We start from the raw sequence: 24,333 nt of genomic DNA, 5'->3' as shown, positions 1-24,333 counted from the left end.
AAGTGGGGCGGCGCGGCATCCCGAACCCTCCCCCTTGTGGGGAGGGTGGCCGGCAGGCGGGAGGGGTTTTTATGCTGGATGAAGACCCCTCCCCAACCCCTCCCCACAAGGGGGAGGGGCTCCACGCCGCCTCGCATCTCCATATGCGATCGCTCCCCCCTTGAGGGGGAGATGCCCGGCAGGGCAGAGGGGGGTGAAAACATCCGCGGCGTCCCGAGTCTGGCGTTTAAGCCCTCACGTAATCACAGTCGGCTTGTCGCGGCCTGTCCTCTTGCGCAGGTCGGAGATTTCGTCGGCCACGGCGATCAGGTCGGCCAGCGCCTGCTGCGTGTCGATCCCATGCTTGGCGGGATCCGGCTCGTAGCGCTCGACATAGACGCGGATCGTGGCGCCCGACGTGCCGGTGCCGGAGAGGCGGAAGACGACGCGGGAGCCGCCGTCGAAGAGGATGCGGATGCCCTGGTTCTTCGAGACCGAACCGTCGATCGGGTCGTGATAGGCGAAGTCGTCGGCGGTCGCGACCTTCAGCGCGCCGAAGGACTGGCCGGGCAGCGAGGCAAGCTTGTCACGGAGCGCGGTGATCAGCAGGTTGGCGGCGTCCGAATCGACCTCTTCGTAGTCGTGGCGGGAATAGTAGTTGCGGCCGTATTCGGCCCAGTGCGACTTGACGATCTCCTCGACGCTCTCGTTGCGGGCGGCCATGATGTTCAGCCAGAAGAGCACGGCCCAGAGGCCGTCCTTTTCGCGCACGTGGTCGGAGCCGGTGCCGAAGCTCTCTTCGCCGCAGACGGTCGCCTTGCCGGCGTCGAGCAGGTTGCCGAAGAATTTCCAGCCGGTCGGGGTTTCGTACATGCCGATGCCGAGCTTTTCGGCGACGCGGTCGGCGGCGGCGCTGGTCGGCATGGAACGGGCGATGCCGGCGATGCCGCGGGCGTAACCTGGCGCGACGGTGGCGTTGGCGGCGATGATCGCCAGGCTGTCGGACGGAGTGACGAACATGCCCTTGCCGACGATCATGTTGCGGTCGCCGTCGCCGTCGGAGGCGGCGCCGAAATGCGGGCCGTCCTTGCTCATGACGTCGTCATAGAGTTCCTTGGCGTGGACGAGGTTCGGGTCCGGATGGTGACCACCGAAATCCGGCAGCGGCACCGCGTTGCGCACCGAGCCTTCCGGGGCGCCGAGGCGTTTTTCGAGAATTTCGGTGGCGTAGGGGCCGGTAACGGCGCCCATCGAGTCGATGACCACGTTGACGCCGCTGGCGATCAGCGCGCGGATCGACGGGAAGTCGAAGAGCTGTTCCATCAGCTCGGCATAGTCGGCGACCGGATCGATCACCTCGACCGCCATGCCGGCGACGTCGAAGGAGCCGATCGCGTCGAGATCGAGATCGGCAACCTCGGCGATCTTATAGGTATCGATGACCTTGGAGCGGGCGAAGATCGCGTCGGTGATCTTTTCCGGGGCCGGGCCGCCATTGCCGATATTGTACTTGATGCCGAAATCCTCGGTCGGGCCACCGGGATTGTGGCTGGCCGAGAGGATGATGCCGCCGAAGGCCCTGTACTTGCGGATGATGTTGGAGGCGGCGGGCGTCGAGAGGATGCCGCCCTGGCCGACCATGACCTTGCCGAAGCCGGCGGCCGCGGCCATCTTGATCGCCTTCTGGATGACCTCGCGGTTGTAGTAGCGGCCGTCGCCGCCGATCACCAGCGTCCCGCCCTCGAAGCCTTCGAGGCTGTCGAAGATCGACTGGATGAAGTTTTCCGCGTAGTTCGGTTGCGCGAAGACCGGGACCTTCTTGCGCAGACCGGACGTGCCCGGCTTCTGATCCTGAAAGGGTGTCGTCGAAACGGTGTTGATCATGGTCATGATCCTTTTTTGGCAATGAGGGATTTGTAGAGCTCGGCGTAAAGCCCGGCGCTCTTGTCCCAGGAAACATCGGATTTCATGCCCTGCTTCTGGATCTGCGTCCAGACTTTCGGCTGATGGAAGAGACGGACTGCGCGGCGAAGCGCGCGGCGCAGGTTGTCGGTGGTGACAGGGCCGAAGGAGACGCCGGTGGCGGCCTTGGCGGCGATTGCGGCGTGGCTGGCGTCGATGACGGTATCGTTCAGGCCGCCGGTGCGGGCAACGACCGGGATGCAGCCATAGCGCAGGCCATAGAGCTGGGTGAGGCCGCAGGGCTCGAAACGCGAGGGGATGACGATCGCGTCGCAGCCCGCCTGCATCAGGTGGGAGAGCGGCTCGTCATAGATGGAGAGGACGGCGACCTTGCCGGGATGGCGTCTGGCGGCGGCATGGAAGGCGTTTTCGAGCGCCCGGTCGCCGGAGCCGAGCACGGCGAGCCTTCCGCCCATGGCGACGAGATCGTCGAGCGTTTCGGAGAGAAGGTCCATGCCTTTCTGCCAGGTGAGCCGCGAGATGACACAGAACAGCGGTCCGGGCTCCTGGTCGAGGCCGAAGCGCTCGGCGACCGCCTGCTTGTTGTCGGCGCGGGTCTTCAGTGTCGCCGCATTGTAGTGGGTCTTGACGGCGGGGTCGGTCGCCGGGTCCCAGATGTCGGCGTCGATGCCGTTGACGATGCCGTGCAGATCGCCCTGGCGGATGGTCAGCAGGCCTTCGAGACCCATGCCGAATTCGGGGGTGAGGATTTCCTCGGCATAGGAGGGGCTGACGGTCGAGATCGCCCAGCTCGTCTGCAGGCCGGCCTTGAGATAACCGACGCCGCCGAAATATTCGACGCCCTCGATGCCGAAGGCGTGGGCCGGCAGTTCGAGATAGGGGAAGATGTCGGCGCCGTACTGGCCCTGGAAGGCGATGTTGTGGATGGTGATCAGCGTCGGGACTTCGCGTTCGGCGGAATAGCGCATATAGGCCGGCACCATCGCCGCCTGCCAGTCGTGCACATGGACGATATCCGGCTTCCAGCCCGCGTCGCCATCCGCCATCGCCCCCTGTGCGATCATTGCACCGGCCTTGGAAAGGGCCGCGAATCGTCGCCAGTTGTCGAAGTGATCCTTGCCGGTGGCATCGACGTAGGGTCCGCCGGGGCGGTCGAAGAAGACGGGCGAATCAAGGATGAGCAGATCGAGGCCCTGATGCTCGACTTCGAGCACGTCGGCCCTGGCGCCGAGCAGGTTCTCGAAGCTGATGACGAGCCTTGCGTCCTTGACGGCCCGCATCACAGCCGGATAGCCCGGCATCAGCGTCTTGACCGAAACGCCATGGCCTTTGAGCGCGAGCGGCAGCGCGCCGGCCACATCGGCCAGCCCGCCGGTCTTCACGAGCGGATAGACTTCGGACGCGACCGAAAGCACTTGCATAATGCGTTACAGATCCAGTTTGTCGATCATCGTCTGGGTAATCAGGCAGATGCCGTTTTCGGTGCGGCGGAAACGCTTCGCATCGATTTCGGGATCCTCGCCGACCACCAGGCCTTCGGGAATGGTTACACCGTGATCGATGACGACATTGCGAAGCTGCGCGTGTCTTCCGATCCTGACATTCGGCAGCACGACCGCGCCCTCCAGGCGGGAATAGGAATTGGCGCGCACCCCGGTGAACAGCAGGCTGCGATTGAGTGACGAACCGGAGATGATGCAGTCGCCCGACACGACCGAGGAGGTGGCCGAGCCCCGGCGGTTTTCGTCGTCATGGACGAATTTCGCCGGCGGGGTGATTTCGGCATAGGTCCAGATCGGCCAGGACTTGTCGTAGATATCGAGGCCCGGAACGATTTCCGTCAGGTCGATATTGGCCTGCCAGTAGGCATCCACCGTGCCGGCGTCGCGCCAGTAGGGTTCGCGTTCGAAATCGGAGCGGACGCAGCTGTCGGCGAAACGATGGGCGACGGCTTTGCCGTGCTCGACGATATAGGGAATGATGTCCTTGCCGAAATCGCGGCTGGAGCCGGGCGTTTCGGCGTCGCGCTTCAGGACGTCCATCAGGAACTTGGTGTGGAAGACGTAGATGCCCATCGAGGCGAGCGCGAAATCCGGATTGCCGGGAATGCCGGGCGGATCGGCGGGCTTTTCGACGAAGGCGATGATCTCGTCCCTCTCGTTGACGTGCATGACGCCGAAGCCGGTGGCTTCGATGCGCGGCACTTCGAGGCAGCCGACGGTGACCTGGGCGCCACTGTCCACATGCTGCTGCAGCATGTATTCGTAGTCCATCTTGTAGACGTGGTCGCCGGCGAGGATGACCATGTATTCGGGCGCATAGGCCTCGATGATGTCGATGTTCTGGAAGACGGCGTCGGCGGTGCCTTCATACCATTGCGTCTCGGAGACGCGCTGGGAGGCGGGGAGGATGTCGAAGCTCTCGTTGCGCTCCGGGCGGAAGAAGTTCCAGCCGCGCTGCATGTGGCGGATCAGCGAATGCGCCTTGTACTGCGTCGCCACGCCGATGCGGCGGATGCCGGAATTCAGCGCGTTCGACAGTGCAAAATCGATGATGCGTGCCTTGCCCCCGAAATAGACGGCCGGCTTGGCGCGCCGGTCGGTCAGTTCCTTCAATCGGCTACCGCGCCCCCCGGCCAACACATAGGCCATCGCATCGCGTGACAGGGGTTGGATTCTTTTCTCAATCATTTGTCCCTCCCAATTATAGGCCTATGCTTGTTCCAGCTCGAGCATGATCGTCGCGAGCGGCGGCAGCGTGACTTCGGCCTGAACGGTTCCTCCCGCGTTCACTGCCTGAACGCGACCACCATTGCCTTTGCCGCTGCCGCCGTAGATCTCGGCGTCGGTATTCAGGATTTCCCGCCATCTGCCTTCGGTTGGCAAGGGGATACGGAAATTTTCACGGTATACGGGTGTAAAATTGCTGATCACCGCCACCGGCTTTTCTCCGGGCGACATGCGCAGCCAGGCATAGACCGAATTTTCCGCGTCGTCGGCGATCAGCCAGCGGAAGCCTTCGCCCTCGCAGTCACGGGCATGCAGCGCGGGTTTGGAGCGGTAACAGAAGTTGAGATCCCGCACCAGGCGGCGCATGCCCTCGTGCGGATGATACTGGAGCAAGTTCCAGTCGAGCGAACGGGCCTCGCTCCACTCGCTCCACTGGGCGAATTCCTGGCCCATGAACAGCAGCTTCTTGCCGGGATAACCCCACATGAAACCGTAATAGGCCCGCAGGTTTGCGAATTTCTGCCAGTCGTCGCCGGCCATCTTGGCGATCAGCGAGCCTTTGCCGTGCACCACTTCGTCGTGGGACAGCGGCAGGACGAAATTCTCCGAATAGGCATAGAGCAAGCCGAAGGTGAGCTCGTGGTGGTGATGCTTGCGGTGGATGGGCTCACGCTGCAGGTAGCTCAGCGTGTCGTGCATGAAGCCCATGTTCCACTTGAAGCCGAAACCGAGGCCGCCTTCGTGGACGGGCTGCGAGACCTTCGGCCAGGACGTGCTCTCCTCGGCGATCGTCATCACACCCGGATGCGCGCCGTAGGAAAGCGAGTTCATCTTCTGCAGGAAACGCACCGCTTCGAGGTTCTCGCGCCCGCCATATTCGTTCGGCACCCATTCGCCCTCCTTCCTCGAATAGTCGAGATAGAGCATGGAGGCGACGGCATCGACGCGCAGGCCGTCGAGATGGAATTTTTCCGACCAGTAGAGCGCGTTGTTGACGAGGTAGGAGAGGACTTCGTTGCGGCCGAAATTGTAGATCGCCGTGTTCCAGTCGGGGTGAAAACCCTGGCGCGGATCGGCATGTTCGTAAAGCGCCGTGCCGTCGAAAAAACGCAGGCCATGGGCGTCGGTCGGGAAATGGGCGGGCACCCAGTCGAGGATGACGCCGATGCCGACCTTGTGGCAGCCGTTGACGAAACGGGCGAAACCCTCCGGCTCGCCGAACCTCGCGGTCGGGGCGAAAAGCCCGGTCGTCTGGTAACCCCAGGACGGATCGAAGGGATGTTCGGTGATCGGCAGGAATTCGATATGGGTGAAGCCCATGTCGGTGCAATAGGGGATCAGTTCGGCGGCGAGTTCGTCCCAGGAGAGGAAGGAACCGTCCGGCTTCTTGCGCCAGGAGCCGGCATGCACTTCGTATATGGTGATCGGCTGGCGGCGATGGTCGGCCTTTTCCCAGAATTCCCGATGGGCCGCGTCGTCCCATTTCTGGGAGAGTTCCGGCGCGGTGACCGAGGCGGTGTCGGGGCGCATTTCGGCGCGGCGGGCGTAAGGGTCGGCCTTCAGCGGCAGGAGCTTGCCGTTCTTGCCGACGATCTCGAACTTGTAGGCGGAGCCGGCCCTGACATCGGGCGCGAAGATTTCCCAGATGCCGGTATCGACCCGCAGCCGCATGACGTGCCGACGGCCGTCCCAGCCGTTGAAGTCGCCGACGACGGACACCCGCTTGGCGTTCGGCGCCCAGACGGCGAAATGGAAACCCTCGACGCCCTCGTGTTTCAGGGCGTGGGCACCCATCTTGTCGAACAGGCGCAGATGCGAGCCCTCACGGACGAAATAGTCGTCCATGGGCCCGAGCACCGGGCCGAACGTATAGGGGTCGGTGACCGCCCACTCGTCATCACCGCGGCGGGCACGGTAACGGATCGGTTGCAGCTGGGTAGCGTTGACGAGACCTTCGAAATATCCGGCCTCGTGACGGCGCGTCAGTTCACCGAGTTCGGCGCCGCCGAGCGTCAAAGCGGTGACGGCCTCGGCACCCGGAACGAAGCAACGGACCCTGAAACCGTCCCCGAGCTTGTGAAGCCCGAGGACGGCGAAGGGATTGGTATGCCTGCCTTCCAAAATCGCCTCGATCTCGGATAACGGAATCTCCCCAGGAGCTCTTCCGTCATCGACGCGCGGCGATTTTTTCATCAGGCTCTCCAGATTTCCGACGCATACTGACGAATAGTTCTGTCCGAGGAGAACCATCCCATCCGGGCGGTATTGCGAATTGTCTTCGAATACCAGGATTTAGGGTCGGACCAGATTTGGTCAACGTTACGCTGGGCTTCCGCGTAAGCGTCGAAATCGGCGGCGACCATGAACCAGTCATGATTGTAGATGCCGTCGATCAGGGCGGTGAAGCGCGAGCGGTCGTCCGGAGAAAAGACGCCAGACGCGATCGCATTGAGCGCCTGGGCGAGTTCGCGCGACTTCTCGATGATGGCGCGCGGCTGATGGCCTTCCTCGCGGACCTTGGCGACCTCGTCGGCGGTCATGCCGAAGATGACGATATTCTCCTCGCCGACATGGTCGCGCATCTCGACATTCGCACCGTCGAGCGTGCCGATGGTCAGCGCGCCGTTCAATGCGAACTTCATGTTGCCGGTGCCAGATGCTTCCATGCCGGCGGTCGAAATCTGCTCGGAAAGATCGGCGGCCGGAACGATGATCTCGGCGAGCGAGACGTTGTAGTTCGGCACGAAGACGACCTTGAGCAGGCCGCGGACGGCCGGGTCGTTGTTGATGACGCGCGCCACGTCATTGGCGAGCTTGATGATCAGCTTGGCGTTGTGATAGCTCGGCGCCGCCTTGCCGGCGAACAGTTTTACGCGCGGGACCCAGTCGAGTTCCGGATGCGAGCGGATCTGGTCGTAGAGGGCAACGGCCTCGATGATGTTGAGAAGCTGGCGCTTGTATTCGTGGATGCGCTTGATCTGGATGTCGAACAACGCCGACGGATCGATGCGGATGCCCATGCGGCTGCCGACAAGATTGGCGAGCTGCACCTTGTTGGCCCGCTTGACGGCGGCGAACTTCTCCTGGAAGGCCTTGTCGTCGGCATGGGCGTTGAGGCCCTGCAAGGCGTCCGTATTGTCGAGGAACTCGTCGCCGATCGCTTCCTGGATCAGCGAGGTGAGGCCCTGGTTGCATTGCATCAGCCAGCGGCGCGGGGTGATGCCGTTGGTCTTGTTGTTGATGCGGGCCGGATACATCGTGTGCAGGTCGGCGAAGACCGTGACCTTCATCAGGTCCGTATGCAGGGCCGAGACGCCGTTGACCGAATGGGAGCCGACAAAGGCAAGGTTGCCCATGCGGACGCGACGATCGCCGCTTTCGTCGATCAGCGAGATCGCGCGGATCTGGGTGTCGGAGAAGCTCTTCTGTTTGCGTGCCTCGATCAGGATGAGCGCGTTGATCGCATAGACGATCTGCATGTGGCGCGGCAGAAGGCGCTCGAACAGCGGCACCGGCCAGGTTTCCAGCGCTTCCGGCAAAAGCGTGTGGTTGGTGTAGGAGAAGGTCTGGCGGGTGACCGACCAGGCCTGCTCGAAATCCATGCCGTGGATGTCGGTGAGCAGGCGCATCAGCTCGGCGATCGATACGGCCGGGTGGGTATCGTTGAGCTGGATCGCGACCTTCTCGTGCAGGTTCGTGAAGTCCGGATATTGCTGCAGGTGGCGGCGCAGGATGTCCTGCAGCGAGGCCGACGAGAAGAAGAATTCCTGGCGCAGGCGCAGTTCCTGGCCGGCCGGGTTGGCGTCGGCCGGATAAAGGACGCGGGTCAGGCTTTCCGCCTTGTTGCTTTCGCGCAGCGCGCCAATATGGTCGCCGGCGTTGAAGGCGTCCAATAGAATCGGGTCGATCGGCTGGGCCGACCAGAGGCGCAGCGTGTTGACGCGTTTTCCGCGCCAGCCGACCGCCGGCGTGTCATAGGCCATGGCGATGACGCGTTCGGCCGGCTTCCAGACGTAGCGCGGCGTCTCATCGTAACCGCCGACGGTTTCGACCGTGCCGCCGTAACCGATCTCGTAGGAGCTTTCGCGGCGTTCGAATTCCCACGGGTTGCCGTGGGCGAGCCAGCTCTCCGGAAGCTCGACCTGCCAGCCGTCGGCCATCTGCTGGCGGAACAGGCCGTGGACGTAGCGGATGCCATAACCATAGGCCGGGATATCGACGGTCGCCATGCTCTCCATGAAACAGGCGGCGAGACGGCCGAGGCCGCCGTTGCCGAGCGCGGCGTCCGGCTCCAGAACCGCGATCACGTCGATATCGACGCCGAGCGAAGACAGCGCGTCGCGGATTTCCTGCATCAGGCCCATGTTGCTCACCGCATCGCGCATCAGCCGGCCGATCAGGAATTCGAGCGACAGATAATAGACGCGCTTGCCGCCGGTCCGATAGACCTTGCGGGTCGATTCCATCCAGGTATCGATGATGCGGTCGCGCACCACCAGGATGGTGGCGGTCAGCCAGTCGTGGGGCTTCGCCACCTTCGCATCCTTGCCGATACGGTAGGTCAGGCGCTCGATGATCTCTTCCGCCATGATTTCAGGACGGGAGCTGCGGGGGGCCGGTTGAGGAATTTCGACCGGAGAAGACGTGTTGTTCATATGTCGCCAACTTTCTGGGGGAGCGGGAGGAAGGGCGTCCGATTCAGTCCATCTGGCAAGATGTATAGAGACAGTTTATGCACCGTTATGACACTGCGCAATGACCGATTTATCTTTGCGTGTATCGCTTGGACGAGACCAACGAAAAACGCCCCGCCGGTTGGGGCGGGGCGTCTTGTCGGGCTGTCCGGAGGCAGGTTCAATTGGTCAGGCGGGTTCCGGTCTGGGCGGCCTTGCGGGCGATCTCCCCGAAGCTCTCGACCAGCGTCGTCATGTCGGTCGGCTCGTAATAATATTCGGGGCCGCTGGCGCAGTAGTTCAGCAGCTTCTTGCCCTTGTCCGGCGCCATGAAGGCGATCGTGTAGATCTTGATGCCCGTTGACATTTCCTCTTCCGTGAGCTGCTGTCCGTTCTTCAGCTTCAGCTTTGCAGCCTCCGTGAGGCCGTCGCTTTTCGCGTTCAGGCAGATGTCGCGAACTTTGGTATCGATCGTCGAATTCCAGGTCCCGCTGTTGCCGGTCATCTCGCCGTCGGTCATAAAGACGATGAAGCGATCGAAATTGGAGTTGTCCTTGCCGTCATGGGCGGTCTTTTCGGTGGTGTTGGCTTTCTTCAACGCATTCAGCGCATTGGTCAGCGCGCCGCTGGCGTCGGTGCCGCCCGAGGGTGGCTCCGGCAGCTTATTGACATAGCTATCCACCAGGGAAGTGCCCCACTGGATGCTCTGCTGCGCTTTCGTCTGGTCGTCGTAGGAATCGGCGCCGACGCGGATCAGCACATGGTTCGGATCGGCTTTTTCGAGTTCGGCGAACATGACGCCGGCGGCGGCCTTCAGCGACTCCATTTTTGTCAGATAGTTGGCCACATCCTTGTAGCAGATCTTGTTGTAGTTCTTGCCGCACAAATAGGATTGCTGTTTGGTCGGCTGGGCAGAATTGATCGTCGTCGTATCGTCCGCCATCGAGCCGGATTCGTCGAGCGCCAGGTACATGGAGAGGGCATTGCCTTCGCGGCCGCTCGCAGAGACGCTTTCGACGCTGACGCGCATGGTCTGGAAGCCGAGAAGCGAGGTCAGGCCGCTGAGCGGCACGTCGTAGCTCGACTTCATACGGACCTCGTAGCTGGCAGCCGTGGTGGAATTGCCTGAGGTGGTTGCCAATGTCTGGGTATTCGCTCTGAACTTGGCCTCCTCCGCAGCCAGCGCCTCGGCGGAGAGGCCGGAATTTTTGAGCGCCTCTATGTTCTGGGCGATATACATGTCGGTGCCGAGCTTCTGGGCTTCCGCCGCAGTCATGGTGCCCTTGGCGGCCATTGCGGACGCAGCGGCGAGCGTGGCGCTGTCTGCCAGCGCCTGGAGCTGATTCTTTTGATCCATCGCCTGCGTCAGATCGACCGCGACGCCGCCGACTGCCAGCAGGACGGGAAGCATGGCAGCCGTCATGATACCGAAATTACCGGCGCGGTCCTTCGCCAGCCGCGCAAAGATTGTGTGCTTCATCATTAGCCCCTGGAGTTCAATTCATTTGAACATCCGTGGTGTAATTCCTGGCGGGTATAGGAAGGCCTAAACCATTCGCTGCAATTTTACGGAATGCCAAGAATCAGCGCCAAAACGGAGCGGGATGTCACGATTTCAGCGGAATGACGTCCACCGCCTGCACGGCGTTCTGGTTTCCGTAACCTTTGAGCATGCCGATGACCGGCGCGACGTCGGAATAGTCGCGGCCATAACCGACGACGATATGGTCGCTGCCGGCCGGAATGTTGTTGGTCGGGTCGAGTTCGACATAACCCATGGTCTCGCCGCACCAGACCCGCACCCAGGCATGCATGGCGTCGGCACCCTCGAGACGTTCCTTGCCCGGCGGCGGAATGGTGCGCAGGAAGCCGCTGACATAACCGGCCGGAATGCCAAGGCTGCGGAGCGCCACGATCATGATATGGGCGAAATCCTGGCACACGCCACGCTTCAGCCGGAAGGCCTCCTTCGGCGTCGTATCGACCTCGGTCGCCTTGGCGTCGTAGGTGAAGTCCTTGTGGATACGGGCGCAGATGCCAAGCGCGATCTCCCGCACGGTCTGGCCGGGTTTGACGATCTCGCGGGCATAGGCGGCGATCACCGGCTCTTCCGCGAGCCGCGGGCTTGCGCCCGTCAGGTGATGCGGCGAGGCGGCATCGACCGACCAGAAATCCGCCAGTTCGTCGGTGAGCGTCGCCAGTTCGGGCGACAGGTCCGCCGTCATCGAGGTGGCCTCCACCATGACGCGGGCCTGCATGCGGATGTCGAGCTTTTCGTGCGGCGCGCGCAGCAGCACGGATGTCGCCTGCTGGCCGAAGAAATCGATGAAGGTGGTGCGCTCATCGGCATGCGGGCCGACGGTGATCGAGCCGGCAATCAGCCGCTGCCGGTCGGGCAGGGACAGCGGCAGGAGGCGGATCACGTGGCGGGCGCCCGAGGCCGGCACGTCGTAGGTGTAACCCATGTGGAGGGAGAGATCGTAAAGCATCAGCTGAAATAAGTCTGGCCGAGGATATCGGACAGCTTCTCCATCTCCAGTTCGATTTTCTGGTAGGTATCGTCGTTCATGGCCTCCGGCGTCATGACCGCAAGGCCGGAATGCAGCCGCATCGCCTCGCGGTAGAAGGGCGACATCTGGCCGTTGACGAAGGCGTTCGGCAATTGCTCCACCTCGGTGCGGATTTCGTTCAGCTGGAAGAGGATCGAGCGCGGGTTCAAGGGGTCGAGCGCCAGGAGGTCGGCGACCGTCAGCCTCGCCGTGTTGACGTTGTAGCGGCGGCGGTGGGTCATGACGCTGTCGCCGATCTCAAGCAGCATGTCGAGCGAGCCGTCCGGCGCGTCGGGGCCCGACATGTGACCGAGCAGCCGGGTCATGTGCATGCCGCGCTCCAGGTGGCGGCCGATCGAAAGGAAACGCCAGCCGGTGAAACGGTACATGTTTTCATGCACCAGACCGGCAAAGCCGGCGAGCTTGCGCAGCAGCACGGTCATGGCATGCGAAGCATCGTCGCCCGCATGCACGGTTTCGTGGAAGCGGCGGGCGGTCTTGGCAAGGTCGGTCAGAGCCAGCCAGCCGTCCGGCGAGAAACGGTCCCGGATGTTGCTCGCCGAATAGATGGCGCTGTCGATGTTGCGCAACAGCGATGCCGGCACCGCCTTGGTCATCTCGACGTCGATGCCCTTCAGGTAGCGGGTGACATCGGCAAGAAGCGGTGCGTTCGGATCGGCGGATTCGGCATAGCGCAGATGCCAGGCGCGCAGAATGCGCAGGGCGCCTTCGGCCCGCTCGATATACCGGCCGAGCCAGTAGAGATTGTCGGCGGCGCGGCTCGGCAGGCTGCCGGGCATGTTGCGGGTGAAACTTTCCTCGGGCGGCAGGAGCGTCGCCCTGGCGACCGGCTTGTCGCTGACGATCCAGACGTCGGCGGCGGCCCCGCCCGACTGCATGGCGATCGCCGCCACGTCGTCGCCGGCGCCGATGCGGGCAAAGCCGCCCGGCATGATCTGCCAGCCGTGTTCGGTGCGGGCGGCGAACACGCGCAGCGACATCGGCCGCGGCGTGAGCTTGCCGTTGACGTAGGCGGGCGTGGTCGAAAGGGTCACGACCTCCTGGCCGACCAGTTTGGCGCCTTCGGTCGCCAGCCAGTCGCCGACGGTGTCCCTCGCCGTCTTGCGCAGCGACGAGCCGAGCACCGATTGGCCGTTGTCGTCGAAAAAGGGCAGCCGTGAATAGGCCGGCCCGATGACCATGCGCTCGATGTTCTTGGCGACGTGCTCGCGTTCCTTTTTCTGCCCGCACCACCAGGTGGCGATCGAGGGCATGATCAGGTCCTCGCCGATCAGCCGCCGACAGACGGTCGGCGCGAATGCCAGCAGCGCGCGGGTTTCGAGGATGCCGGAGCCGAGCGCGTTGACGAAGGTGAGCGCGCCCGAACGGAGCGCCTGGACCATGCCGGGGGTGCCGATATGGGAGTGCTGGTTCAGTTCGAGCGGATCGGCGTAGGCCGCGTCGAGGCGGCGCCAGAGCACGCCGACGGGCTTGAGGCCGGCCACGGTGCGGACCATGACGCGGTCGCCCACCACCGTCAGGTCCTCGCCCTCAAGAAGCATGAAACCGAGATAGCGGGCGATATAGGCGTGCTCGAAATAGGTCTCGTTGGCGGGGCCGGGCGAAAGGACCGCGATTCGGTCCTCCGGGTTCTGCTTGTGGGATTGCAGCGCATCGCGGAAGGCGCCGAAGAAGGAGGCGAGGCGGTGAACATGCGATTCGGCGTAGATATCCGAAAAGGCGCGGGTTGTGGCGACGCGGTTTTCCAGCGCAAAACCGGCGCCCGACGGCGCCTGGGTGCGGTCGGCGAGGACCCACCAGTTGCCGTCCGGGCCGCGGCCGATCTCGAACGAACAGAAATGCAGGTAATGGCCGCCGACCGGCCTGACGCCGACCAGCGGGCGGAGGAATTCGGCGTTTCCGGCAATCAGCGCCGGCGGCAGGAAACCCTCCTGCACCAGCTTGTTGTCGCCATATATATCAGCGATCAGCGCTTCCAGAAGATCGGCGCGCTGGGTCAGGCCCTTGCAGACCGTTTCCCATTCCTTGCCGTCGATGAGGACCGGCACGTGGCTGATCGGCCAGTTGCGCTCGCCGCCGCTGCCTTGAGCGCCGTAGGTGCGGTAGAAGACGCCCGCGTCGCGCAGGTAGCGGTCGGCACGGGCGAAACGCTCGCGGCGCTCGTGCTCGGTCATGCGGCCGAGATGGGAGATCAGGTTGCGCCAGACCGGCCGGATTTGCCCCTTCGCGTCGAGCATCTCGTCGGCGACGCCCGGGAGTGCGGCATAACCGAGGAGGGGATCGCCAGCGATCCCCTCTTTTGCCTTGCGTTCGGTTGCCGGTGCCTTGGACATCGACTTCTTCAGACTCCTTGCGGCCGGCGCAGATCGAGCGTCAGCGGAAATTCGGGCGAAGGCGTTTCGGCCAGCAGCGTATAGCCGCCCGCCGTATGCCCCCACGGCTCGAACCGGGCAAGCCGGCGTGCTTCCGCCTCGTTGCCGTTGACCGGGAAGGTGTCATAGCTACGCCCGCCCGGATGGGCAACGTGATAGATGCAGCCGCCGATCGAACGGCCGGACCATGTATCATATATGTCGAACGTGAGCGGCGTATTAACCGGCAGGACCGGGTGCAGGCCGGCGGCCGGCTGCCAGGCCTTGAAGCGGACGCCGGCAACCGCAACGCCCGACGTGCCGGTGCCCTTGAGCGGTACGGCGCGGCCGTTGCAGGCGACGGTATAGCGGGACGGGTTGGTGGTCTCGAGCCGGACCTGGAGGCGCTCGACCGACGAATCGACGTAACGCACGGTGCCGCCGATCGCCCCCTGCTCGCCCATCACGTGCCAGGGTTCGAGTGCCTGGCGGAGTTCGAGCCTGGAGCCTTCGTATTCGACCTCACCGAAGAAGGGGAAGCGGAATTCGAGCTGCGCCTCGAACCATTCGGGGCGAAGGTCGAAGCCGTTTTCGCGCAGGTCCTGCAGCACGTCCATGAAGTCGGCCCAGACGAAATGCGGCAGCATGAAGCGGTCGGCGAGCGCCGTGCCCCAGCGTACGAAGCGGCCCTGCAGCGGGTTCTTCCAGAACCTGGCGATCAGCGCCCGGACCAGCAATTGCTGGGCAAGCGACATGCGGGCGTTCGGCGGCATCTCGAAGCCGCGGAACTCGACGAGGCCGAGGCGGCCGGTCGGGCCGTCCGGCGAAAACAGCTTGTCGATGCAGATTTCCGAGCGGTGGGTATTGCCGGTGACGTCGGTCAGGAGGTTGCGGAACAGGCGATCGACCAGCCACGGCAGCGGGGCCACGCCCTGGCCTGGGGGCGGAACCTGGGAGAGCGCGATCTCCAGTTCGTACATCGAATCGTGACGGGCCTCGTCGATGCGCGGCGCCTGGGAGGTCGGGCCGATGAACAGGCCGGAGAAGAGATAGGAGAGCGAGGGGTGGCGCTGCCAGTGCAGGACCAGACTCTTCAACAGGTCGGGGCGACGCAGGAACGGGCTGTCGTTGGGATTGGCGCCGCCGACCACGACGTGGTTGCCGCCGCCGGTGCCGGTATGGCGGCCGTCGATCATGAACTTGTCGGCGCCGAGACGGCTCTGGCGTGCCTCCTCGTAGATCGCCGTGGTGGTCGCGACCGTCTCCTTCCAGCTGGCGGCCGGATGGATGTTGACCTCGATGACGCCCGGATCGGGCGCGACGCGGATGACGTTGATGCGCTCGTCATGCGGCGGCGCATAACCTTCGATATGGACGGGAAGGCCGATGGCGGCGGCGGCGTTTTCGGCCGCGGCGATCAGTTCGAGATAGTCCTCGATCCTTTCGACCGGCGGCATGAACACGCATAGCCTTCCGTCGCGCGGTTCCACGGAGATCGCGGTACGCACCGCACCGCCGATCTCGCCGATGGTCTGCTCGACGCGGCCGGGATTGGCCGCATCGCCCGCCTTGAAGGAGGATTCCGGCATGGCGCGGCCGGCCGGGACGATCGTCTCTGGCAGCGGCTTTCGCGGGATCGACGGGTCGGCCTCGTGGATATAGGGAAACTGCGACGGCGGAACATAGGGGAGCGTTCCGAGCGGCAGGCGGTAACCGACCGGGCTGTCGCCGGGGACGAGGAAGATGCGGCCGCGGCGGGTGCGCCATTTCTCGCTGACCCAGCGCCTCGCGCCGGAGCTTCCCGTGGCCTGGGCATTCCAGGCCTGGACGGGAAGAATATAACCGCTCGGGCGGGTCAGGCCGCGTTCGAAGACGCGGGCGATGCGGTTGCGCTCCTCGGGATCCTTGAGCTTGGAATTGGAGGGATCGACGTTTTCCGGCAGGCTGCCTTCGCGGATGATCCACTCGGCGGGGTCCTCGTAGGCGGGGACGACCATCTCGGGCGCGATGCCGAGCTCGCCGGCGAGCGCCGTCAGGAGTTTCTCCGCATCATCCTCGCCGACGCCGTAGCTCTGGCCTTCCTCGGCGACGAGGTCCGGATTGCTCCAGATCGGCCGTTCGTCCTTGCGCCAGTAGAGCGAGAAGGTCCAGCGCGGCAGGCTTTCGCCCGGATACCACTTGCCCTGGCCGTAATGCAGGAAACCGCCCGGCGCGAAACGCTCGCGCAGCCTGCGGATCAGGATATCGGCCTTTTCGCGTTTGGTCGGGCCGACGGCATCGGTGTTCCATTCGCCGGATTCGAAATCGTCGATCGACACGAAGGTCGGTTCGCCGCCCATCGTGAGCCGCACGTCCTGTGCCTTGAGGACGCGATCGACCTGGTCGCCGAGCTTGTCGAGCGCATCCCAGGATTCGTCCGAAAAAGGCTTGGTGATGCGGGGATGTTCGGCGACGCGGTTGACCTTCATGTCGAAAGCGAAGGACGTTTGCGCCTCGCCGAAATAACCGCCGGAGATCGGGGCGGCGTTGCGGAAATGCGGGGTGGCGGCAAGCGGGATATGGCTTTCGCCGGTCAGCAGGCCCGACGTAGGGTCGAGGCCGACCCAACCGGCGCCGGGCAGATAGACCTCGCACCAGGCATGCAGGTCAGTGAAATCGACCTCGGTGCCGGAGGGGCCGTCGAGTGCCTTGAGGTCCGGCGTCAGCTGGATGAGGTAACCGGAGACGAAGCGGGCCGCGAGGCCGAGATGGCGCAGGATCTGGACGAGCAGCCAGCTGGTGTCGCGGCAGGAGCCCATGGCCGAGGTCAGCGTCTGCTCCGGCGTCTGCACGCCGGGTTCCATGCGGATGACATAGCCGATCGCCTGCTGCAGGCGGGCGTTGATGCCAACCACCATGTCGACCGTCGGCTGGCCGGGGGACATGTCGAAGCTCTTCAGGTAATCGACCAGTGCCGGTTCCGGGGGCTCCGGCGTCATGTAGATCGACAGGTCCTCGACCAGTTCCGGCGGGTAAGAGAACGGCCAGTTCGTCGCTTCTTCTTCGACGAAGAAGTCGAAGGGATTGTAGACCGTCATGTCGGCGACGAGATCGACCTCGATCTTGAACTCGGTGACCGGGTCGGGAAAGACGAATCGGGCAAGGTAATTGCCGTAGGGGTCCTGCTGCAGGTTCACGAAGTGGTTGGAGGGCGTCACCTTCAGCGAATGGCTGAGCACCTTGGTGCGCGAATGGGCGGCCGGTTTGAGGCGGATGATCTGCGGTCCTAGCCGGACGGGCTTGTCGTACATGTAATGGGTAAGGTGATAGATACTCGCCTTGATCGACATACTGCCCCTTTGGCTACCCCTTGCCGGCCTTTACGCTGGCCGATCGATGATCGTTGCAAGGATTTTGTGCGCTGCACGTAAATAATGCAAGGCGGAATCCGAGCTTGTCGCATGTGGCATCCCCGTTGAAAGACGCAGGTTTTACAGCTTCAATCCAAAGTTCGGCGGAAACGGCGGACCGCGATCAGCATGGCGACGGCCATCAGGCCGGCGAGCGCCAGCGTGTCATAGGCCAGGGTCTCGATGCTGGCGCCCTTCAGCATCACCGCGCGGACGATTCGGATATAGTGGGTGAGCGGCAGCGCCTCGCCGATCCACTGCGCCCAGTCGGGCATGCCGGCGAAGGGGAACATGAAGCCGGAGAGGAGGATGTTCGGCAGGAAGAACATCATCGCCATCTGCATGGCCTGGAGCTGGTTGGCGGCGACCGTCGAGAACGTATAGCCAATCGACAGGTTGGTGACGACGAAGAGCGAGGTCGCGGCGGCGAGCGACAGCGGATCGCCGAGGATCGGCACGCGGAAAACGAGGATGCCGACGCCGATGATGACCAGCGCCTGGATGAGGCCGATCAGCACATAGGGAGCGATCTTGCCGAACATGATTTCCAAGGGCTTGATCGGCATGGAAAGCAGGTTCTCCATCGTGCCGCGCTCGACCTCGCGGGTGACGGAGAGGGCGGTGAAGATCAAGAGCGTCATCGTCAGGATCGTGCCGAGCAGGCCGGGGACGATGTTGAGCGTCGAGGAGCCGGCCGGATTGTAGCGGCGGTGCTGGATGATCTGGAAGGCGGGCTTTACCGGCTCGGCGAAGGCGACCTCCCGGTCGTTTTCGAGCGCGGTCGAGACGACGCCGGAGAGCGCGCCGAGCGCGGAGCTTGCGGCGACCGGGTCGGTGGCGTCGGCGGCGACCAGCAGCGAGGGCGAATCGCCGCGGCGCAGCGATCTTTCGAAACCTTCGGGGATTTCGACGACGAACAGCGCCTCGCCGGATTGCAACAGGGCATCCATGTCCTCGGCACGGGTGACTACGGTCTTCACCTCGAAGAAATCGGTATTTTTCAGCGCCGCGAGGATGGAGCGGCCGACATCGCTGTTTTCGCGCATCAGCACCGCGGTCGGCAGATTGTGCGGCGTGGTGTTGATCGCAAAGCCGAACAGGAAAAGCTGCATGATCGGCAGCATGACCATGGTCGCGAGCGTGATGCGGTCGCGGGTCATCTGGATGAATTCCTTGACCGTCATCGCCCAGAAGCGGCCGAAGGAGCCGCCATTGCCGTTGCCATTGGTATCGCCAGGCGCGGTGGTCATTGGAAATTGTCCTCCGAGCGGCGCATCAGGTCGATGAAGGCGTCTTCGAGCGTCGGTTCGCCCTTTTCCCATTTGAGGCCCGGCCTGTCGCGGTAAGGGGCGATCGCCTTTTCCAGCGTTTCGGCATCGCGGCCGGCGACGTGCAGGCTGGTGCCGAAGGGCGCGATCATGTCGATGCCGGGCCGGTTTTCGAGGTCGGCCTGGAGATGGTGCACGTCCGGGCCGGAGACGGTGAAGGTGACAAGGCCGGTGCCGGCGATCACTTCCTCCACCGTGCCTTCGGCGAGTAGCTTGCCGTAGGCGATATAGGCGATCTCGTGACAGCGCTCGGCCTCGTCCATGTAATGGGTGGAGACCAGAACCGAGAGGCCGTCGGCGGCAAGCGCGTGGATCTCGTTCCAGAAATCGCGCCGCGCCTTCGGATCGACGCCGGCGGTCGGTTCGTCGAGGAGGAGAAGTGCCGGTTCGGGCAGGATGCAGGCGCCGAGCGCGAGGCGCTGTTTCCAGCCGCCGGAAAGCTCGCCGGCCAGCTGCTTCTCGCGGCCCTTGAGGCCGAGGCGTTCGATCGCCGCGCTCGCCTTGCCGCGGGCGTCGGAGAGGCCGTAGACGCGGGCGACGAATTCGAGGTTCTCGCGGATCGACAGGTCCTGGTAGAGCGAGAATTTCTGGGTCATGTAGCCGACCCGGCGGCGGATGCGGTCGCTTTCGGTGAGGATGTCGAAGCCGAGGCAGGTGCCGTCGCCGCTGTCGGGCGTCAGCAGGCCGCAGAGCATGCGGATGGTGGTGGTCTTGCCGGAGCCGTTGGGGCCGAGAAAGCCGTGGATGCGGCCCTTCTTCACCGACATGGAGACGTCATCGACCACCTTGCGGCCGCCAAAGCTCTTGGTGAGGTGGTGGACGTCGATCACCGTTTCGGGTGCATCGAGCTGGTAGGTTTCGCCGGTCATCGCCGTGGTCCGGGCAGGACATCGACCGGCTGGCCGGGCCGGAGCGACTTGGGGTCGGCCGGGACGGCCTCGACGCGGTAGACGAGTTTTGCGCGCTCTTCGAGGCTGTAGATTTCCGGCGGCGTGTATTCCGCGTTTTTGGCGATGAAGCTGATCTTGGCGTCGGACGGCCGGCAGGCGTCGCAGGTGACGCGGAGCGGCTGGCCGGGCGACAATCCGGCGATCTCGGTTTCAGGCACGAAGAAACGGATACGGACGTTTTCGGGCGGCAGAAGCGCCACGATCGGACGGCCTGCGGGGACGACTTCGCCGCTTCTATAGTAGATCGTCTCGACGCTGCCGGCGGCCGGTGCCGAAACCGAGCGGCGGGCCTGCGCTGCCTGCGCCGAAGCGAGATCGGCCTCGGCGGCAGCGACGGATTCTTCTGCCTGGCGCAGCGTCTCGTCGCGAGCGGGGAGTGCGGCAAGCACGATCTGGCTGCGAACATTGTCGAGCGCTGCCCGGTTGGCGGCTTCGGTGGCGGTCGCGGTATCGAGATTGGCGCGGGTCGCAGTGCCGCGCTCGACGAGGACGCGGGTGCGGTCGAGATCCTGTTCGGCAAGCTCCAGCCGGGCGGTGGCCTCCCGTTCGGAGGCGCGCAGTACGTCGATCTCTTCGGGGCGTTTCTGGGAGGCCTGCGCCAGATCCAGTTCGGCCCTCGAGCGCGCAAGCGACGCGCGGGCCGCGGCGACGGCGGCCTCTTCGCTCAAGGAGTCCAGTCTGAACAGCGGCGTTCCGGCTTCGATCGCCTGGCCTTCGGCGACATTGATCCCGGTCAGGCGGCCGGTGGTTTCGGTGCCGATGAACAGCGTGTCGGCCTCGACCCAGCCCTGATAGGGGCGCGGTGCACGGTCGGCGAAAATGAAAGGCAAGGCGGCGAGGGCGGCGCCCGCGAGAACAAGGATGGCAAGGATTCGCTTCATTTCGCGGCTCCCTCCGGCACGAAAAGGGTATCGAGGAAGGTGTCGAAGAGCTTTTGCGTGTCGAGATGTTCGTAGGCTTCGAACAGCGTCGTCCAGATGATCGACAGCAACGCGGGCGACATGACGATCTGCGGCAGCTCGGCCAGCGCCGGATTGCGCAGTTCGCCGCGGTCGGCGGCACGGGCGAGCAGGATGCGCAACACGCCGAGCCCCTTGGAGATGATCTCGCGGTGATAGAATTCGGTGACGCCCGGAAACATCGGGCCCTCGGCGAGGATCAGCCGCAACAGGTGGCGGCGCTCGGTCTCCAGCACCTCGCGCTTGAAGAGCGTGTAGAACATCGAGATGGCGAAGCGCGGCGGGATCGCCTCGTTGGCCGCCAGCCCGTCGATCTGGCCGAGGATCGGCGAGGCGATGCCGGAGACGAGTTCGGTGAACAGCGCCTCCTTGTCCGGGAAGTGCAGGTAGACGGTGCCCTTGGCGATGCCGGCGCGTGCCGCGACATCCTCCATGCGGGTTGCGGCAAAACCGCGCTCCGAAAAGCAGGCGAAGGCGGCTGCCAGGATTTCGGCCCGGCGCTGCTGCGGATCGCGTTTTTCCCTTTTTCTCTCGGCCATCGTGCATTCTCAATTATGACTGACTGGTCGGTCAGTAACATTCTGTTATAAAAATTGCAAGCGGTTTTGGGACGCGTGGAGGCTGGTGGGGGCAGTCCGTAGAATCCCTCCCTCTTGTGGGGGAGGGTTGGGGACGCCACTCCCACTTTACATCCCTGATGCGATTGTCCTGCCGTATCAACGGGGTAGGGAATGCCGCGCACTCCCCGGATCATCCCTGCTGCGGGCTCCGCGGAGACGAGTTGCTCAATTTTGGTGGGGGGAGGGTGAGGAATTGCGATTGCGTCATCATATAGGGGGAGCCGATCCCCTCGAAGCTGCATAAGCCGCAAACGCATGCTAAGTTGGGGGTGACGAGGGTGATTGCAGGAGTCGCAGTAGATGTCGCAGAATACCGAAGGCGTAGCACCGGCCTTCGAACTTCCCCTGGGGGGCCAACTCCGCATGATGGGCAAGGCCTTCTGGAATGCGCCGGTGCGCAATCGCGTCCTGGTCCTGACGGTCGCGCTGCTCGTCGTCATCTTCGCAACGACCTATGCGACATACCGGCTGAACGAGTGGAACGGGCCGTTCTACGACGCGCTGGAACGCCGCGACATGCCTGAATTCCTGAACCAGCTCGTCGTCTTCGGCGTCATCGCCTTGTCGCTGACGCTGCTCAACGTCGTGCAGCAGTGGCTCAATCAGATCACCGCCATGCGGATGCGCGAGGGGCTGGCGCGCGATCTCGCCGATGTCTGGCTCAAACCCGGCCGGGCGCTCAAGCTCGTCGGCGCAGGCTCGATCGCCGCCAACCCCGACCAGCGGCTGCACGAGGACACCCGCATCCTGGCGGAAAACACCACGGCGCTGGCGATCGGGCTCGTCAACTCGACGATCCTGCTCGGGAGCTTCATCGGCGTGCTCTGGGCGATCTCGTCCGATTTCGTCTTTCGTTTCGGCGACCACGCCATTTCTATCCCCGGCTATATGGTGTGGACGACGATCCTCTATGCGCTTCTGGGCTCGGTGCTCAGCAACGTGGTCGGCAACCTGCTGCCCCGCCTCAACGCCGAGCGTTACGCCCGCGAGGCGGACCTGCGCGCGGCCCTGGTCCGCGCCAACGAGAACCTGAAGCCGATCACGCTCGCACGCGGCGAGGCAAGCGAGCGCGACCGGGTGCATTTCGCGATCGACGGCGTGCTGGGCATGCTGCGCAAGCTCGCCTGGGCGCTCGCCAATCTCACCTGGGTGTCGGCGGGGTTCGGCTGGCTGGCGCTGGTGGCGCCGATCATCATCGCGTCGCCGATGTATTTCTCCGGCGATCTTTCCTTCGGCGGACTGATGATGGCGGTCGGCGCCTTCAACCAGGTCAACCAGGCGCTTCGCTGGTATGTCGTCAATTTCAGCGTCATCGCCGACTGGCGGGCGACGCTGAACCGTGTCTCGTCCTTCCGCAATGCGCTGCTCGCCATGGATACGCCGGCCAAGGAGGGCGAGGTGATAGTCTATCGCGAGGCGCGCCAGGGAGAGGGCATCAGCGTTTGCGGCGTCACGGTCTATGGCGCGCCCGAGCAGGGCGAGGCTGGACACGGGGTGCGCGTCGTCGAAGGCGACTGCGCCATCAAGCCGGGCGAGCGGGTGATGATCAATGGCGATCCGGGCGCCGACCGGCATCTGTTCTTCCAGGCACTGGCCGGCATCTGGCCCTGGGGGCGCGGCGAGATCGGCCTGCCGCCGATGAGCAGCATGATCCTGATGCCGCAGGACGGATACCTGCCGACGGCGACGCTGCGCGAGGTGATGACCTATCCGGCCGGGCTGAGCGACATCGACGACAAGGCGTTGGCCGGTGCCCTCGAAAAGGTCGGGCTCGGCCGTCTCGTTCGTCGGCTGGACGAGGTGGAGCGCTGGGACCGGCAGCTCGACAAGGACGAGGAGGCGGCGCTGTCGATCGCCAACGCGGTGCTGCGCAAGCCGGACTGGCTGATCATGGACGACGTGCTGGAAGGACTGGAGCCGGAGACCCAGGAACGGTTGTTGGGGGTGCTCAGCCGTCTCGAGGGCGTGACGCTCATCTATATCGGCCGTTCGGAAGAGTTCCGGAAGAAGTTCTCGCCGCGGCTATTCCACCTGTCGCCGCTCCATGCGAATGCCGAAAAGAAGAAGGAAGAGGCGTGACATGGGCAGGCACATGATGCCGACCAAGACCGGCCAATGCGTCGTCTGCGGCCGTACTTTTCCGCTTTCGAAAATGCACCAGGCCGGGCACCTGCGGCCGAATCTCCTGGCAATGGTCGCCGAAGAGTTCGAGGACTGCACGACCGATAGCTATATCTGCGACGAGGATCTCGGCCGCTACCGTCGCCGCTACGTGGAAAAGCTGCTCGACGAGGAGCGCGGCGAGCTTTCGGATCTCGACAGGCGTGTGCTCGACAGTTTCGAGAAGGGGGCCTCCACGGTGCAGACGAGCGCCACCGACCTGCTCGAGCGCAATCCGACCTTCGGCGAGAGGGTCGCCGACAAGGTCGCCACCTTCGGCGGCTCATGGACGTTCATCCTGAGTTTCCTCGGCGTGCTGGTCGTCTGGATGGGGATCAACGTCGCCGGCCTGTTCGCCCAGCCTTTCGACCCCTATCCGTTCATCCTGCTCAACCTGGTGCTTTCCTGCCTTGCCGCGCTGCAGGCGCCGGTCATCATGATGAGCCAGCGGCGGCAGGAGCAGAAGGACCGGCTGCGCTCCGAGAACGACTACATGATCAACCTGCGCGCCGAGCTCGAAATCCGCCAGCTCCACGAAAAGATCGACCACCAAATGGCGCATCAATGGGAGCGGCTGGCAGAAATGCAGCAGATCCAGATCGAGCTTCTGGAACGGCGCGGCGGCGGGCGGGGTCCGAACTAGGCCCCTCTGGCCCAAGAGGACGTTGTGATCGCAGCGGCAATTTTTGCGGAACTCCCCGG

The 24,333-nt window shown here is 64.0% G+C and carries 15 protein-coding genes; 2 read left to right on the top strand and 13 right to left on the bottom strand.

All coding sequences use genetic code 11. The annotated features are described in order from the left end of the window. Positions 1-234 precede the first annotated feature (234 nt). From ACSQ8R_RS14585 to ACSQ8R_RS14525, 13 genes are all read right to left on the bottom strand, one after another. Entirely contained in the window at positions 235-1,863 is a 1,629-nt protein-coding gene (locus ACSQ8R_RS14585; protein WP_436255478.1) for an alpha-D-glucose phosphate-specific phosphoglucomutase, read from the bottom strand. Between the two features lie 2 nt (positions 1,864-1,865). Next, positions 1,866-3,323 carry a glycogen synthase GlgA gene (gene glgA, locus ACSQ8R_RS14580; RefSeq protein ID WP_436254027.1) on the bottom strand — a complete coding sequence of 486 codons (1,458 nt, stop codon included), beginning with the start codon at positions 3,321-3,323 and terminating at the stop codon, positions 1,866-1,868. 6 nt (positions 3,324-3,329) lie between these two features. Beyond that, positions 3,330-4,592, bottom strand: a complete 1,263-nt coding sequence (gene glgC, locus ACSQ8R_RS14575; RefSeq protein WP_436254026.1) for a glucose-1-phosphate adenylyltransferase — start codon at positions 4,590-4,592, stop codon at positions 3,330-3,332. A 21-nt stretch (positions 4,593-4,613) separates the two neighbouring features. After that, a complete protein-coding gene (gene glgB / locus ACSQ8R_RS14570) occupies positions 4,614-6,824 on the bottom strand; it encodes a 1,4-alpha-glucan branching protein GlgB (protein ID WP_436254025.1) in 2,211 nt (736 codons plus the stop codon). Beyond that, positions 6,824-9,286, bottom strand: coding sequence for a glycogen/starch/alpha-glucan phosphorylase (locus ACSQ8R_RS14565; RefSeq protein WP_436254024.1), 2,463 nt, complete (start codon positions 9,284-9,286; stop codon positions 6,824-6,826). Before ACSQ8R_RS14565 ends, glgB begins: the two co-directional genes overlap by 1 nt. 199 nt (positions 9,287-9,485) lie before the next feature. Continuing rightward, entirely contained in the window at positions 9,486-10,787 is a 1,302-nt protein-coding gene (locus tag ACSQ8R_RS14560) for a pilus assembly protein TadG-related protein (protein ID WP_436254023.1), read from the bottom strand. A 124-nt stretch (positions 10,788-10,911) separates the two neighbouring features. Beyond that, positions 10,912-11,793, bottom strand: coding sequence for a transglutaminase family protein (locus tag ACSQ8R_RS14555; RefSeq protein ID WP_436254022.1), 882 nt, complete (start codon positions 11,791-11,793; stop codon positions 10,912-10,914). After that, entirely contained in the window at positions 11,793-14,207 is a 2,415-nt protein-coding gene (locus ACSQ8R_RS14550) for a circularly permuted type 2 ATP-grasp protein (protein ID WP_436254021.1), read from the bottom strand. The genes ACSQ8R_RS14555 and ACSQ8R_RS14550 overlap by 1 nt, the downstream gene beginning before the upstream one ends. An 8-nt stretch (positions 14,208-14,215) precedes the next feature. Then, a complete protein-coding gene (locus ACSQ8R_RS14545) occupies positions 14,216-17,554 on the bottom strand; it encodes a DUF2126 domain-containing protein (protein ID WP_436254020.1) in 3,339 nt (1,112 codons plus the stop codon). A 149-nt stretch (positions 17,555-17,703) separates the two neighbouring features. Further along, positions 17,704-18,864, bottom strand: coding sequence for an ABC transporter permease (locus ACSQ8R_RS14540; protein WP_436254019.1), 1,161 nt, complete (start codon positions 18,862-18,864; stop codon positions 17,704-17,706). Further along, positions 18,861-19,811 (bottom strand): ABC transporter ATP-binding protein, encoded by a 951-nt coding sequence (locus ACSQ8R_RS14535; RefSeq protein ID WP_436254018.1) that lies wholly within the window; start codon positions 19,809-19,811, stop codon positions 18,861-18,863. Before ACSQ8R_RS14535 ends, ACSQ8R_RS14540 begins: the two co-directional genes overlap by 4 nt. Further along, complete coding sequence (locus tag ACSQ8R_RS14530; protein WP_436254017.1) at positions 19,808-20,773, bottom strand: HlyD family secretion protein; 966 nt, start codon at positions 20,771-20,773, stop codon at positions 19,808-19,810. The genes ACSQ8R_RS14535 and ACSQ8R_RS14530 overlap by 4 nt, the downstream gene beginning before the upstream one ends. Then, positions 20,770-21,390, bottom strand: a complete 621-nt coding sequence (locus ACSQ8R_RS14525) for a TetR/AcrR family transcriptional regulator (protein ID WP_436254016.1) — start codon at positions 21,388-21,390, stop codon at positions 20,770-20,772. Before ACSQ8R_RS14525 ends, ACSQ8R_RS14530 begins: the two co-directional genes overlap by 4 nt. Before the next feature lie 381 nt (positions 21,391-21,771). On the opposite strand from ACSQ8R_RS14525, the gene ACSQ8R_RS14520 reads away from it, so the two are divergent. Further along, the gene (locus tag ACSQ8R_RS14520) at positions 21,772-23,550 is read left to right on the top strand and encodes an ABC transporter ATP-binding protein/permease (RefSeq protein WP_436254015.1); all 1,779 of its coding nucleotides are present in this window, start codon (positions 21,772-21,774) and stop codon (positions 23,548-23,550) included. Between the two features lies 1 nt (position 23,551). Then, a complete protein-coding gene (locus ACSQ8R_RS14515) occupies positions 23,552-24,274 on the top strand; it encodes a DUF1003 domain-containing protein (RefSeq protein WP_436254014.1) in 723 nt (240 codons plus the stop codon). Positions 24,275-24,333 lie beyond the last annotated feature (59 nt).

The organism is Neorhizobium sp. LjRoot104, assembly GCF_964253725.1.
Classification (GTDB): Bacteria; Pseudomonadota; Alphaproteobacteria; order Rhizobiales; family Rhizobiaceae; genus Neorhizobium.
The sequence above is the reverse complement of the archived record's forward strand: the minus strand, read 5'-3'. Positions and strand labels throughout refer to the sequence as shown.

Bases quoted from the DNA above. Each gene is read 5' to 3' on its own strand.
- ACSQ8R_RS14540 (WP_436254019.1), bottom strand. From the start codon at position 18,864: ATGACCACCGCGCCTGGCGATACCAATGGCAACGGCAATGGCGGCTCC.
- ACSQ8R_RS14535 (WP_436254018.1), bottom strand. From the start codon at position 19,811: ATGACCGGCGAAACCTACCAGCTCGATGCACCCGAAACGGTGATCGAC.
- glgB (WP_436254025.1), bottom strand. From the start codon at position 6,824: ATGAAAAAATCGCCGCGCGTCGATGACGGAAGAGCTCCTGGGGAGATT.
- glgA (WP_436254027.1), bottom strand. From the start codon at position 3,323: ATGCAAGTGCTTTCGGTCGCGTCCGAAGTCTATCCGCTCGTGAAGACC.
- ACSQ8R_RS14565 (WP_436254024.1), bottom strand. From the start codon at position 9,286: ATGAACAACACGTCTTCTCCGGTCGAAATTCCTCAACCGGCCCCCCGC.
- ACSQ8R_RS14560 (WP_436254023.1), bottom strand. From the start codon at position 10,787: ATGATGAAGCACACAATCTTTGCGCGGCTGGCGAAGGACCGCGCCGGT.
- ACSQ8R_RS14585 (WP_436255478.1), bottom strand. From the start codon at position 1,863: ATGATCAACACCGTTTCGACGACACCCTTTCAGGATCAGAAGCCGGGC.
- ACSQ8R_RS14555 (WP_436254022.1), bottom strand. From the start codon at position 11,793: ATGCTTTACGATCTCTCCCTCCACATGGGTTACACCTACGACGTGCCG.
- ACSQ8R_RS14520 (WP_436254015.1), top strand. From the start codon at position 21,772: ATGTCGCAGAATACCGAAGGCGTAGCACCGGCCTTCGAACTTCCCCTG.
- ACSQ8R_RS14525 (WP_436254016.1), bottom strand. From the start codon at position 21,390: ATGGCCGAGAGAAAAAGGGAAAAACGCGATCCGCAGCAGCGCCGGGCC.
- ACSQ8R_RS14545 (WP_436254020.1), bottom strand. From the start codon at position 17,554: ATGTCGATCAAGGCGAGTATCTATCACCTTACCCATTACATGTACGAC.
- ACSQ8R_RS14515 (WP_436254014.1), top strand. From the start codon at position 23,552: ATGGGCAGGCACATGATGCCGACCAAGACCGGCCAATGCGTCGTCTGC.
- ACSQ8R_RS14550 (WP_436254021.1), bottom strand. From the start codon at position 14,207: ATGTCCAAGGCACCGGCAACCGAACGCAAGGCAAAAGAGGGGATCGCT.
- glgC (WP_436254026.1), bottom strand. From the start codon at position 4,592: ATGATTGAGAAAAGAATCCAACCCCTGTCACGCGATGCGATGGCCTAT.
- ACSQ8R_RS14530 (WP_436254017.1), bottom strand. From the start codon at position 20,773: ATGAAGCGAATCCTTGCCATCCTTGTTCTCGCGGGCGCCGCCCTCGCC.